This window comes from Borrelia puertoricensis (assembly GCF_023035875.1).
Lineage (GTDB): Bacteria > Spirochaetota > Spirochaetia > Borreliales > Borreliaceae > Borrelia > Borrelia puertoricensis.
In genome coordinates, this window is sequence record NZ_CP075383.1 from 15,328 (window position 1) to 29,166 (window position 13,839).

Annotated in this window: 17 protein-coding genes; 2 read left to right on the forward strand and 15 right to left on the reverse strand. The window is 29.1% G+C overall.

Annotated elements, in window-relative coordinates; all coding sequences use genetic code 11:
* Nucleotides 1-6: 6 nt before the first annotated feature.
* From bpuSUM_RS05090 to bpuSUM_RS05135, 10 genes are all read right to left on the reverse strand, one after another.
* A complete protein-coding gene (locus tag bpuSUM_RS05090; protein ID WP_247066646.1) occupies nt 7-981 on the reverse strand; it encodes a hypothetical protein in 975 nt (324 codons plus the stop codon).
* Nucleotides 982-989: 8 nt separating this feature from the next.
* On the reverse strand, nt 990-1,967 hold the full coding sequence (locus bpuSUM_RS05095) for a hypothetical protein (protein ID WP_247066648.1): 978 nt from the start codon (nt 1,965-1,967) through the stop codon (nt 990-992).
* Nucleotides 1,968-1,987: 20 nt separating this feature from the next.
* Nucleotides 1,988-2,566 (reverse strand): DUF228 domain-containing protein, encoded by a 579-nt coding sequence (locus bpuSUM_RS05100; RefSeq protein WP_247066650.1) that lies wholly within the window; start codon nt 2,564-2,566, stop codon nt 1,988-1,990.
* Nucleotides 2,567-2,580: 14 nt separating this feature from the next.
* The gene (locus bpuSUM_RS05105; protein ID WP_247066652.1) at nt 2,581-3,348 is read right to left on the reverse strand and encodes a DUF228 domain-containing protein; all 768 of its coding nucleotides are present in this window, start codon (nt 3,346-3,348) and stop codon (nt 2,581-2,583) included.
* A gap of 5 nt (nt 3,349-3,353) precedes the next feature.
* Nucleotides 3,354-3,908 (reverse strand): DUF228 domain-containing protein, encoded by a 555-nt coding sequence (locus bpuSUM_RS05110; RefSeq protein ID WP_247066654.1) that lies wholly within the window; start codon nt 3,906-3,908, stop codon nt 3,354-3,356.
* Between the two features lie 12 nt (nt 3,909-3,920).
* Nucleotides 3,921-4,592: a DUF1357 family protein gene (locus bpuSUM_RS05115; RefSeq protein ID WP_247066656.1), complete on the reverse strand. Its 672-nt coding sequence runs from the start codon at nt 4,590-4,592 to the stop codon at nt 3,921-3,923.
* 14 nt (nt 4,593-4,606) lie between these two features.
* A complete protein-coding gene (locus tag bpuSUM_RS05120; protein ID WP_247066659.1) occupies nt 4,607-5,842 on the reverse strand; it encodes an anti-CBASS protein Acb1 family protein in 1,236 nt (411 codons plus the stop codon).
* A 149-nt stretch (nt 5,843-5,991) separates the two neighbouring features.
* The gene (gene bdr / locus bpuSUM_RS05125) at nt 5,992-6,669 is read right to left on the reverse strand and encodes a Bdr family repetitive protein (RefSeq protein WP_247066661.1); all 678 of its coding nucleotides are present in this window, start codon (nt 6,667-6,669) and stop codon (nt 5,992-5,994) included.
* A 41-nt stretch (nt 6,670-6,710) separates the two neighbouring features.
* Entirely contained in the window at nt 6,711-8,063 is a 1,353-nt protein-coding gene (locus bpuSUM_RS05130; RefSeq protein ID WP_247066724.1) for a PBSX family phage terminase large subunit, read from the reverse strand.
* A gap of 11 nt (nt 8,064-8,074) precedes the next feature.
* Entirely contained in the window at nt 8,075-8,641 is a 567-nt protein-coding gene (locus tag bpuSUM_RS05135; RefSeq protein WP_247066663.1) for a DUF603 domain-containing protein, read from the reverse strand.
* Between the two features lie 166 nt (nt 8,642-8,807).
* Here bpuSUM_RS05135 and bpuSUM_RS05140 point away from each other — a divergent pair, with 166 nt between their 5' ends.
* Nucleotides 8,808-9,230, forward strand: a complete 423-nt coding sequence (locus tag bpuSUM_RS05140; protein WP_247066665.1) for an Mlp family lipoprotein — start codon at nt 8,808-8,810, stop codon at nt 9,228-9,230.
* 467 nt (nt 9,231-9,697) lie between these two features.
* The gene (locus bpuSUM_RS05145; RefSeq protein ID WP_247066667.1) at nt 9,698-10,456 is read left to right on the forward strand and encodes a site-specific integrase; all 759 of its coding nucleotides are present in this window, start codon (nt 9,698-9,700) and stop codon (nt 10,454-10,456) included.
* Between the two features lie 436 nt (nt 10,457-10,892).
* Here the strand turns inward: bpuSUM_RS05145 and bpuSUM_RS05150 are convergent, their stop codons facing one another.
* The 5 genes from bpuSUM_RS05150 to bpuSUM_RS05170 are packed head-to-tail and all read right to left on the reverse strand — an operon-like array spanning nt 10,893 to nt 13,648.
* A complete protein-coding gene (locus bpuSUM_RS05150; RefSeq protein ID WP_247066675.1) occupies nt 10,893-11,309 on the reverse strand; it encodes a DUF261 family protein in 417 nt (138 codons plus the stop codon).
* Between the two features lie 19 nt (nt 11,310-11,328).
* Nucleotides 11,329-11,670, reverse strand: coding sequence for a hypothetical protein (locus tag bpuSUM_RS05155; RefSeq protein WP_247066676.1), 342 nt, complete (start codon nt 11,668-11,670; stop codon nt 11,329-11,331).
* Between the two features lie 29 nt (nt 11,671-11,699).
* On the reverse strand, nt 11,700-12,110 hold the full coding sequence (locus tag bpuSUM_RS05160) for a single-stranded DNA-binding protein (protein ID WP_283848856.1): 411 nt from the start codon (nt 12,108-12,110) through the stop codon (nt 11,700-11,702).
* Nucleotides 12,088-12,297, reverse strand: coding sequence for a hypothetical protein (locus bpuSUM_RS05165; protein ID WP_247066679.1), 210 nt, complete (start codon nt 12,295-12,297; stop codon nt 12,088-12,090). The genes bpuSUM_RS05160 and bpuSUM_RS05165 overlap by 23 nt, the downstream gene beginning before the upstream one ends.
* Before the next feature lie 10 nt (nt 12,298-12,307).
* Entirely contained in the window at nt 12,308-13,648 is a 1,341-nt protein-coding gene (locus tag bpuSUM_RS05170) for a DUF244 domain-containing protein (RefSeq protein ID WP_247066681.1), read from the reverse strand.
* Nucleotides 13,649-13,839 lie beyond the last annotated feature (191 nt).

Here is a 13,839-nt window from a genome sequence, read left to right on the forward strand (position 1 = left end):
TAACCTTTAAGATTGTTTAATATCAACTCGTAAAATTGTTTTCTCTGTTGCTAAGAGTCCACCAAGTACAAAATCAAGGTATGAATGTTCAATATCAGTTGAATCCTCATCAACTTTTTTATTTAGCATTGGCAACATGTATTTACTTGATTTAAGTCTAATAAGATTAGGACTTAATGGATAAATTAGTATCTGATTTTGAAGTAAATTACTTGTATGTAAGTAAACTTCTTGCCAATTATTTACAGCCTTAATTGTATCAGTAATAACATCTTTCCATTTATCACTTGTATAACTAAGATTATCTGATGAAACACTTGTTATTGCACATGGTTTGATAAGTTTTAAACTTGTTACTGGGTCAACTAATACCATCATAGGAGTTGAGAATTCATCTCCTAGCTCTAATTTTGCAAGTCCTGACTTTATCTTTTCAAAGATCTTATCCATCTTATCTTTATTTGAAGCCTCAACTTCTTCATCAATTTGATTTGGCATATTAAGAAGTCCGTACATATTAGGAAGCATTCGTTTTTGATTCTTTCCGTCTTTTTGGATTGAAACATCACCTGTTAAGATAAACTGGTCAATAATCTTGATAATCTCATCACTTGCAAGTTTGTATGCTTGCTCGAAGGTCAGTAAATTATTATTTACATCACCCGTATAATCATTATTTTTATAAAACTTCTCAGCAGTTTGCTTTAAATGTCTAAACTTGTACTGCAATCTAAGGTAATTAAGCTTAACTAGATGTGATTTAAAGTTAATAGTTTGGACATCATGATTAAATTCATTTACTAACGTTGTTGGATTAGCGTTAAGAAACGCATCCCATTTTATTGCATTGATATAATTACAGGAAGTAGCGTTCTCTTCAATTTGTTTACTTGAGAACCACTTATAAAACATTGGTTCTCTTACATAATTCTCTAACCCTACTATTTCTCTAGAATTAGATTCGTCATTAAATTCTAACATCAAATCTCCTAACTTTGTTTAATATCAACTCTTAAAATTGTTTTCTCTGTTGCTAAGAGTCCACCAAGTACAAAATCAAGATATGAATGTGCAATATCAGTTGAATCTCTATCCACTTGCTCATTTGGCATTGGTAGCATATATTTACTTGGTTTGAATTTGATTAGTTCAGCATTTAATGGATAAATGAGTATTTGATTTTGAAGTAAATTACTTGTTTCAATATAGACTTCTCTTCTATTATTAACAGCTTTTATTGTCTTAATAAGGAAGTCCTCCCAAGAATCATTAGAAGAATAAACATTAGATGATGAAGAAGAATTTGTTATTGCATATGGTTTAACTAACTTTAAACTAGTTAATGGATCAACTAATACCATCATAGGAGTTGAGAATTCATCTCCTAGCTCTAATTTTGCAAGACCCTTTTCGATACTTTCAAATATTTTATCCATTTTATCTTTATTTGATGATTCAACTTCTTCTTTTACTTGATCTGGCATATTTAAGAGCCCATACATATTAGGTAACATTCGTTTTTGATTCTTTCCATCTTTCTGGATTGACACAGTACCTGTTAATACAAAATGATTTATTAGTTTTATTATTTCATTTGTTGCAAGTTTATATGCCTCCCCAAATGGAAGTAAATTATTATTTACATCTCCAGCATAATCATTACCTTTATAAAATTTTTCAGAAGTTTGTTTTAAGTGTCTAAATTTATATTGTAACTTTAAATAATTAAGTCTTACTGACTCTGAACGAAATCCAATGGTTGCAATAGTATTAACTTCATTAATTAGTGTTGTAGGATTAGCATTAAGAAATGCATCCCATTTAATTGTTTTTAAATATCCCATCTTTAAATCAACATCTTCAATTTGTTCTTTTGAAAACCAGTTATAAAATACTGGTAATTTAATTTCTGAGAAAATATTTGCTATTTCTTTTGCATAATAATTTTGATCATATAATTCTGACATCTCTAACCTCCTTTAACTTATTAACTTGGTCTGGCTTTATTACCGTAAATAGCTACATTAACTATGCAAATTTTGTTTGTAGTACCATCAAGTGAAATTGCATCTGATAAAGCATAGGCATTAATCTTATTATTACTTGAGCTATCTTTTTCAAGCTCACCATTTGTATCAAATTTAACTTTATCTTTTCTTTTTATACCACTGCTTTGTTTTGCTATTAAATATCCAGTGAAATTATTTGTAATAGGTATTACTGTTGCTGTTTGAGTAAATTCATCTATATCAGTACATATACCATATAAATAATCTTCACCACCAACTTCTACATGTGGTTCATAATGTGGATTATTATCTTGTGTTGTTGCATTGACAACAAGTTTTACTCCTCTTTTATATGGATATCCTTTAAAATAATAATTCTCTAACTTATCATAACGACTAGTTACAGTCCCACCTTGATTTTGTAAATGCTGATTTTTATCTTTAAAATCAACTTTATTACTAAAAACTCCTGCATCACTAATAGGGTTCTTCATTTGTTTTTTTAGTTCTTTTGCCTTAGTGTGATATTGACTTATCAAGTTATTTATATCTGACATTTAAACTCCTTCCTTTAACCAATAGATTTATTTCCATAAAGAGCTATTTTGACTAAATTTAATTTATATTCATCACTGCTTTTTTTACTCTCATCATTGGTCAGTTGTATTGTAAATACATCACTAAGTGCTACGGCATTAATTGCTACCGATGAGGTATTAGATGATTTAATAACTTCTCCATTAGAATTAAAATCTAATTTATCACCCATATTAATACTAGTGCTTTGGGCAATCATATATCCTTCAAAATTATTAGTAATAGGAATTACTGTTGCTACATTAGTATAAGGATCAATATCAACACATATTCCATACATGTTATTCCCATCAGAAACTTCTACTTGAACACCATCATTTTTGTTAGTATCTGTTTCTACTTTTAGCTTTACTGCACGTTTATATGGAAATCCTAAAGCTTGATATTCTTCTAATTTGTCTGTACTACTTGAGAGAGATTGTGCAATCGCATCTACTCTTATGTTTTTATCTTGAAAAGTAGTTGGTGCTTTAAACACAGCAGCTTGAGTATCAAAACTCTTAAAGTATTTCCTTAATTTTAAGATAATCTCTTTAAGTGACTTACCTTCAGTAGTTTCTTCTAATATTGGGGTGCTTCTTTTACTTCGTCTTTTTGATCTTGTAGAATCCTCTTGTAATAGATTTTTAAAAAGTTCTTGATCTTCTGTATCACTTAAATCAATATCACCCATTTGAAAATCAGTTTGAGTATCATGATCACTTCTAAGTTCATCTTTTGATGGGTTTGCTTTGCTCGTCACTATTCTTAACTACCTCTGTTTCCACATATACTTACTAATGCTATGTATAAGTTAGTATTAACTTGAAATGCCTTTGATAAGGCTATACCATTAACACCACCTGAACTGCTGTTATTTTCAATCTCTCCGTTTGTATCAAATTTAACTTTTGATCCAGGATTAATGTTGCTTTGACTGCTCTGTTTTACTACTAAATATCCAGTAAAATTATTTGTTATTGGCAGTACAGTTGCTATACCAGTAAACTCATCTATATCTATGCATATACCATAAAGATCAGTACCACCCCCAGCTTCTACACAAGGTTCAGTATTATCACTTGCCTCATAAGATAACTTAACACCACGTTTGTATGGATATCCTTTAACAGGATAATTCTCTAACTTATCTACTTTTGAAGTGATACTTCCACCAGAATTAGCAAAGGTTAAATTCTTATCTCTAAAATCAACATTATTACTAAAAAGACCAGGGTCTCTTTGAGGATTTTTCATTAGGTCTTGTATTTCTTTTACCTTTTTATCATATTCTTCTTTAAGTTTTGTTATAGTCTCTGACATGCATATATCTCCTTAAGCTGTTTTTTTCTCTTTAAGGTTATAAAACTCATGTATTCTATCTTTATAAGCATTGGCAACAGAAATATTAAATTCATCAAAGTTAACTGGTGAAAACCCTGAATCTAATAATGATATTCTATTCTCTATTTTAGAGATAATATCACCATGCTTAGAGTCAATATTACTTACAGCACGTTTTCTCATGCTTATATTCACTTTTGCTAAAGATACAAGTTGTTCTAATATCTCTCCATCTAAATGTTCAAAATTATCTAGCTTGGAAATAGCTTTTATTTGTTCTTTAGGAACAAATTTTCTCACTAACTCTCTTCTTTGTGCTTGCATTATTTCTTTCAGTGAATAACCTTTAGAAAGAAGAGTATCTTTATCAAAATGCTTGCTTAAATGTGCTTTAGCTAATTGATCAATTTCATTTATCTTCTCTGCTTCTAAGAGTAACTGTTTCTCTGCTCGCTCTCTATCTTCCGCATTTGCAAGTTCACGTGCAATTCGGTCATTTATACTTAATTTATTAACCCTTTCATCTTCTCGAGTTACCTTTTCTTTAAGCTGCATATACTCTTCAAACTCTTCTTGACTTATACGTTTAAACTTATCAGAAGAGCTATTATCATTAGTCTGTATTACTACTTCTTCTGTATTTACATCTGACTCTTTTTCCATGAAAACTCCTTAACCTAAATTGAAAATAATTTTTCTTTTAGCGTTGATATCTCATCTTTGCTTAAAACACTTTTATTTATAAGTTCACTATATTTACCGAAAAATTCTATTAATTTGAGATCTCTATCTACTCTCTCTTCTTCACTAAGCATAACAAGAGAATTAAATTTCATCTCTAAACCAAAATACCTAGATAGTTTAATATTGACAGCAATCTCTACTGCTTCTTGTATTCCTTTAAGAAAATCATAATAATTGGATCTATCTCCCTTCCCATCATTTCCCAAACCTTTAGTCTGTTCATTAAAACTTCGAGTTAGTGGCTCTTTTGTATCTGCTCCTATCTTAGCTTTTACTAATGCCAATGCCTCTTTTAAATACGTAAGATCATACTTAATTACCTCTAATGATGCATCTGTTGTTGAAGTGTAAAATATTCCTTCATTATTTAAACTTGACTTTAATCTCTCGATTTCTCTTGAGAGACTATCATTAATACTCTTAAGATCAGATATGCTGTTATTATCCTGTCTTTGTCTTTGAAATAGACCTGCAAATAATCCATTATTACTATTATTTCTATGTGTTAAGCTGTTTAATGATGCAGTTGCATTTGATAGTGCATCTTGAAGTCCAACTAATGCTTCATCTTTATAAAAAAGAAAATTATGTGTCTCTATTCTCTTATCTATCTGTGTATAAATTTTCTCAAGTAGATAAATATTAAGTAAAAAACTTTCACTATAACATGGTATGTAACGTTTTAAGATATAATCATAATTATCAAAAATTATTACCCTACTCTTATGTATCTTAACTAAAGAGTAAGAAGTATTTCCTTCTTTTACTGTGTAAGTAATATACTGGTCATAAATGCCCGGGTCTTTAACTAAATTGAAATCTAGATATTTAAATCCAATGGGCAATTCAGAATTTACTTCTTCTTCTAATTCTGTCAGTTCATCACGAGTTAGAACTAAAATATATCCTGCACCATTAAATCTATAACTAATTATAAGATTTAAAAGAGCATCTTTAAGCTCTCTTTTAAGTCTTGCTATCTCAGATTCACTAATATTATCTAAACTTTCAAGATGAATACCATTCTTCAGTGCATCCTCAGCAGGATTCTCTATATAGTTCCTAAAAACAAGCGAATATTTATATAATTCCAAAGGACAGATCTTATTTGATCGTTTCTTTAGTTCATCAAAATAATACAAATTTGTTCCTTTATTTTCAGTTTGCATATAGATTGTAGCAAAAATAATAGTTTTTGTCAAAATAAAAGAAACAAATACATATACGATAAAATATCTACATTTTTATGTATCTGTACTAATTGGGGGGGAACTTAAAAATGGTAAAAATCTTAAATTTATTTTTTATTTAATTAAAATTATTTCAATAATAATGCTAATAAAATACCTAAAGTAAGAGTTATGATAGTACCAAACATCCAATTATGGAGTTTAGATGTGTTTTTAAATTCTAATGTAGATTTCTCTATCTTATTGTCAAGGTCTCTAATATCAGATTTTAAAGTTGTCTCAACCCTTTGAATCTCAGATTGTAAGAGAGCTTCAACTTTTTCAAGCTTAAGGTTAAAGTTACTCTCAACGGTATCTATTTTTTTATCGAGTTCATTAAATTTAGTATCAATCTTGGTGTTAAGATTATTCTCAACGATGTCTATTTTTTTATCGAGTTCATTAAATTTAGTATCTATTTTGGTGTTAAGATTATTCTCAACGATGTCTATTTTTTTATCGAGTTCATTAAATTTAGTATCTATTTTGGTGTTAAGATTATTCTCAACGATGTCTATTTTTTTATCGAGTTCATTAAATTTAGTATCTATTTTGGTGTTAAGCTCATCCTTAACACTACTAATCCCATCTTCTAAGTGTTTCAATTTTATATCAAAGTTTTCTTTTAAGAATTCAATGTCTTTATAAGTCAGCTCATTACGATAATACCTATAAGACAGGTCAATAGCAATATCTCTCTTAATACCGGCTTTAGTAAGTTCAGCTATAACCATTTGCTGTGTAATAACTCGTTGAGCAAGTCCCATAAAAACACTCCTTATGTAATTATTATATAATATTTTAACTGTTATAGGAACCTTATTTTAGTAAAATGTGCTTTAAGAGTACGCATACTTAGAGTCAATAACATATATGATGCTGATAGGCTATCTAATGAATCATCATCACTCTTACCATCTCCTTTGTACTTATAAATATCAGATATAGCTGACTTACTTGAATAATCCATAATACTAAGTTTAGATGTTGCAAATGGCTCTATTAACGTAGCAATTCTAGTAAATTTATCACTTATAGGTTTAATTGGAGCAATTTTAAAATTATGACTCATACCCGCCCTAAGTTTAAGAAACATTTTAGTCACATTCCCATGCCCAGAAACGTTATCCCTATCTTCAACATATAGTTTGTGTACATTAAGATTTGTAAGTATAGTTTTAATTGTATTTAACATTTTAGGATCACCTACTGGTAACTTTTCTTGAAAAATAAATGCATAATAACTTTGATCTACTCGCTCCAAAACACAAAGCGCTGTATTATCTCCTCCTATACTATATGCAGGATCTAAATATGCTATTGGGGATATAAATTCATGCTTACTTGTAAGATTAACATTAGTAAATATCGCATCACAGGACGAGACCCATTCTCCAAGTAGAACCCTTGCTTTATATGTTGGAATGTCCTTGTAAATCTCTTCTTGGGTTTTAATAAAATCCTCGGGTATTAATTCATTATCATATGTTGTAAAGTTATATGTAGAGTAAATTTTTGTATTATCAATATAATCAGTTTTAAAGAAATGTTCAGGACTATCTGGATTGGTATCAAATATAATTGCCTGCATTCCTACTCTAAGCCTTTTTAAACATTCTATTAATGTTTCTTTATGCAGTGTAGTTGCTTCATTAACGTAAATAAGCGCTGAATTAGAGCCTCTAAACCGCTCAAAATCACTTGCCCTATCACCACCATACAAATTAACTCTTAGTGAGTCTATTTCAAAATATGATATATTAGAAAATTTTGGCCTAAAGGGTATTTTAAGCATACTAGCAATATCTTCTAACTCACTCATAACATTAACCTCTAATGATTTTTGGGAATTTCCTATTATAAAATTATTGGTATTTCTTTTATACACATTCCTATTTGTAAGCAGTATTTTTAAGAATAGATAACATGCTAGAAATGTTTTACCGCTAGCAATCCCACCTGAGAGGATAATTTTACTTTGATTATTCTTCTCGATATTACGTACTACTTTAAGTTGTTTTTTAGTTAAATATTTACTTTCAAACCCTTTAAAATCAACCTCCAATGCTTTAGGCTTAATAAAATCCATTATATCAATACCAAAATCACGCTTGTACTCTCGCTGCATTTCTTTAAATATAGGCAGCTTATATATATCCATTACCATATCCTTTAAATTTGTAATTTAGAGCGCACATCTGTATCAGTAGCTTTAAGCTTTAGCATTGTCTTGTAACATAGTGACATTTTCTTAAGTTCTCTCTCCCTTTTAAGCTCATCGAGTTTAAGTTTTAACTCTTCAAGCTCACGACTCTCTTCTTCTGAATGTGCAACTTTTTTACTTAAAGTCTTCTTGCAAAGATTGTTAATTTGAGACTCGAGTTCTTCTATTTTGTAATTATGAGTTTTAAGTTCCAACTCTAAATAACGACTAAATGAATTTATAAATTCTAGTCCCAACATACTTTTAGCCATACTAAACTGACTTTTAAGATCACGCGCCTGGGCTGTACTTTGTGATGCATGAAATAAGATATTATTTAAAGTATCTTCACAAATAGTAAGCTTAGCAGCACCAGTAATATACTCAGGATCATCCTTAAGCGCTTCCCATTTGCGTCTCATCTTTCCTACATTAACACGACTAACTCCAAGCTCTTTTGCAATACATGCGTCATTAAGCTTACCTTCTCTAAAATACACAACATAATCATCAAACGATTTCTTTACCCTATTCATACCTTTTAATATAAGTTAACTAATAGGTTAACAAAAATATATTTAACATAAAATTTATAACAAAACAATAAATTTTACAAAAACAATTAATACTTATACGTACATGTACATTAAAGATCTATAAATAGAGATATATTTTTAAAACAAAAAAGATAAGGGGATTTATATGAATAAAATTAATTTTATTTTGATTTTATTATTACTAATTAGTAGTTGTGAATATGAGCATGGAAATGCTACACCTAAGAGTAGAGTTAAAAGAAACTTCGAAGAACAATCAGAAGTACAAAAAACACCTGAAGAAGTGTTAAAAGAAAAGTTAAATGATACTCAAAAAACAAACCTAGACTTTTTAAAAGATGCTTTAGGTGATGATTCTATTTTCAACAAAATTTTAAGTCATGATGAATCTAAAATAAAGGAAGCACTTGATCACATAAATACTGAACTTGCAAAATGCACAGGTGATAATGCTAGCGAGCAAAAAGAAACTTTTAAACAAGTAGTAAAGGGTGCTCTTAATGGTGGTGAAAACTTAGACCAATTTAAAGAACAAGCATCAAGCGCTTGTAATGGAGCAGGGGGTTAAATAAAACTCTAATAATAAGGAAGTTAAGACGAGATAGATTTAAAAAAGAAAGATTTAAGAAAATAAGACAACAAAATTCTAGATAAATAAGTGCAAAAAAGAATAAATTAAACTCGTTATAAAAATGGTAAGAGTAACTATAAAAGTAAACTTTAAGTTAACAGAAAGATAGAATTTAAATTTTGTACTAAAAAACCCATCATTGCAAAGTTGAAAGCTACTGAGTAGGCAAATAAAGGATATGGAAAGTAAAATTATAAGTATTTGTTAAGATTAAGTTAAAGTATTGTAGATATATTAACCAAATATATCAAAAAACACACTCTCTATTTATATAAATAGCCCTATAAGAGATATTTTCTATACAATGGTAACCTTTAAAAATTGACTCTACTCATAAGTATTTGCTAATATTTTTATAACTAATTTTATCTATTTTTAATATGTTTAGTTAACTTTGAAATTACATGAAAGGAAAACATTTAATTAACTGCAATCTTAACTTAAAAATTAAAGAATTAGAAATGCAAAATGAACGCTTAAGTGAAGAATTAACTTTAATTAAAAGTCAAAGCAAAACTAGACATACTAAAAAATTATCCCCACCTTTAAGATTTTATCTAAATGACAAGACAATTAGACTAGTAAAACGCGCTATAGAGAGACTTAAAAGTATAGACCCCATTTCAGGATGGTTTGTACACTTACTCTCAGTTACTGGTTGTAGGGGTGTTGAGATACAAAATGTAAAACTTACTGATATATATAAAGAGACGTGTAGTAATGGTGAAGTATTTTATTCTATTCGCGTTAATGTAGCTAAAAAGCGTAGCAATATCTGTATTAGAGAAGTAGTCATTAGTAAATCTGAATTTAAATCTATAATGCAAGCCCATCAAAACTACTTTTTATCTAAAGGAAAAGACACAAGACGTACATATCTATTTCAAAAAAGTAAACTTAAATTTCGTGACAATAAAGTTAGTATAATCAAGATTTCAAAACAGTTTAAGGAATTACTCATTAAGGGAGGATTTAAACATCGCAAATCTTTGCATATACTTCGTAATATATTTATAGCATCACTAAAGTCTAGAGGATATAATTCATTTGAAATTAAAGAACTTATGAAATATTCATCTACTTCTGAGATTGATAATGTTTATGGTCTCTCAAGTGCAAGTAAAATACAGGCTTACAAAGATATCAAAACTAGCTTGAAATAACTTTTAAGTTTTGTTAATATTTTTAAGGACTACTCCCTATTTCAAGATTTTTATCAAGAACCAGTAAATACCTAATTTGACATTCAGGTATTTATTTTACAAAAAAAATATTTGTTTTTGATAATTCTTTAGTTTATAATATATATATTCTTTAAACCAAAATTTCATTATGAAAAGAGAACAGGGACTCTAAACTTTTCTAGAGTCCCTGTTCTCTTTACGCTTGCATTTTAAACATTTCCGTTCAAGCATAACAAGTACTCTTTAATCCATACTTGACCTATTAGTTTTATTACCACTAAAGCGTGCTATATAGTTTATAAAAAGATTATGCTTTAAGAAAAGCTTAACTACTCTTAAATCATCAAATTCACTTACTTAAAAATGCCAATATCAGCACTACAAAGGTACTTACTTCCTTCTCTACTTAGTAGTTTCAATATTTCTTAAATATTCTCCTTGATGTAATCTCATATTCAACGCCCCGTTCTTTAAGTGTCAGTGAATCATAAAGCACAGATGACAAATTAGTTGCTATAAAATGATATCCTGGTGTATTTTTAATTTTAACTTCACTTATCTCAAATTCTCCATCTAAACATCTGTAAGCAGGGCCCTCCCACCTCACACTTGCATTAATATCAAACCGTCTCAGCACAGCGCATGGATTTAGAATATAACAATTACTTCTCATACACCCTGACTTAACAAAGTTATGATAATTCCTATTTATATCAAGAACACTAAACTGCAACTTTTTAAAAACTGATACGTAATAATGAAGAGATAAAAAGTAACACCCCCACTTACGTACTGCTGAGACTAAATTTGGATTATTTTGCGTTATTCTCATCCCTAACCTTCAACCTCCATTAAAGACTTAAATCTGGATCCTCAAGAAGACACTCTACACTACTATCATAAAAGTTTAGAATTTGATCTATAAATATAGAAATACTAAAGAAACTAGCTACAAATATACTCCTCTTGTTAATCTTAAGTATCCCATATCTTAAAGCGAAGTCATGACTCTTTTTGCAAATGCTTAAAAACACATCTAAACATAACTTAGCATTCTTAAGAGTAAGCCCTTCTCTACAAAGCCTTTCAAATAAAGGCTCTCCTTGTCTGTCTTTTCTACAAAATAAAACATCTTCAAAATCATATTTAGCTTCAATCATCTTTGCTATAAGGTCCCTTTTTGATACTACCACCCCTAACCCCCTTAACTTAAATATAACTATTAAAAAGGAATATCTTCATAAAACTCATCTTCAGACTTAAGATCATTAACATCTTGTGTCTTAGCATATGAGTTTAAGACGCAAATATCATTTACCAAAATACTGTATTTACTCTTACTCTCACCTGTACGCTTATCATTCCAACTTGAATAAGATAGGGCTCCACTTAGTACAACTTGAACCCCTCGTTTAAGTAAAGCAGCAAGACTCTCAGCTCTAGCTCCAAAAATCACACAGTCAAAAAATTGAGCTTGTCTTGTCACACAGTTATTCTTCTTTACACCTCTATTATTAGCTAGTGTAAATTTTAATATAGGAAAACTATTACTAGTATAAATAACCTCACAGTTTCTTGTTAAACGACCAGACATACTTAACAAGTTAATATCAAACACCAGAACTCTCCTCATCACGAAGTCTACTTAAAAGTTCCATACGTCTTAAATCACAATCAAGTCTCTCAAGATTTTCTAAAAATTCTCTTCTTGCATAATAAGCTTGAACGAGATTATTTATACTTCTCACACCAAACTTACATAAAAATTTTAAAATCTTGTAAGTAATTACTACAAATAAAACCATAAACATAAATCTCATAAAGGTCCCCTTAAACAGCTTTTAAAATAGGTGTAGACCATTCATTTGAATTACTACTAAAAGTAAAGTCTATAACACAGCTTAAAAACTTAAACCTATCCTTAATAGCTCTCTTACTCATATCTAAAGAGAACCTATTCCCATCAAAGTTATAGTTTACATGTTCATTTAAAGAAAATTTACGATAAAGATCATCTATTTGAAATTTAAGTTTATCTTTAATAGGTTTGGTTAACCTAGACAACTCTAACGCCTGAGCCTTTTTAGTATCCTCTTCTACTTTGTCAATTTCAGATTGCAATGCATTAATCTCACATAGACATCTACTTAAATCCAAAATTTTGTCTTCATCAATCTCAAGTTGACTTGATTTTACAAATTCTAAAAATTCGAACTTAAAATCTACATCACATAGCTCTTCATATACAAAATTATTTTTCAAAAAATCCCTGATAATATCACTAAGCTCGTCTAAATCAATATTTTTAATATCAATATCACTCTTTAACTTTAAAGACTGGGCAATACTACTAACTTCGCCCTCTAATCTTGAAACTTCAGTCATTATATAACTAATAAAATCATCACTCTTATCAATTACACAGTTTATTGCTTCTCCACCTATGATAAAAAATAAATTTCCCTTATCTAAACCTGTACACAGTAGCTGCATTTGTACTTGAACATAATACTTGAAGAAATATTTATCTTCTAAAAAATTACCAGTCTTGTTGTATTCAATAGCTGCATTTTTTAAGTAAAAATTATCACTAATTTTGATCTCAAGTAACTCGGCTTCTCCAGCAATATTTACAAACCATCCATCAATTGTTGAACCAACTAATGTCTCACAGTCCTCAACTTTTTTAAAGTAATTATATTTGTCAATACCATTTGCATATTTGTTTTTATGTAACACCTCAATATTATCCACATTCATACGAACAAATTCATCAAATCCTAAAGATTCTAATATCTTTCCCTTTCTCATGCTCAAATTATCTTCAAATGGTATTTCTCTTCCTATAGCTTTAAGTACTCGCTCTAGCATTAATTTCTCTAAAGAATCAGCTCCAATAAACATGCTTCCAACTTCACTAGCTCCCATACGCTTTAACGATTCTCTTTGCACACTAAAGTCAACCTTACTATTAAACTTGAAATACTCATTCTTACCAATTTTTGGTAATTTACGTCCAACTCTACTTATTTTACTTAACTGTTTTTGTTTACCTTTAAGATTTTCTTGACTCTGATATGCAAATGATTCAAAACCCTTAAATACCATTTGCCTGTACAAATCAAATTGTTGCATCCCCACCTCTAATTTTTGTTCATTTGTTTTTGTCATATTTAACTCCTAATTGATTATCTATAAAAAATAATATAACAAAAATTTTGACAAAAACAATTTTTGTTATATTTTTTTGTTAAATTATATATAGAAAAACTTTTATTAAACAAAAAACAAAAATTGTATTTACTTTTCAATAGAACTTATGTATCATGAGCATGATTATAAATACAATTAGGAGCAAATAA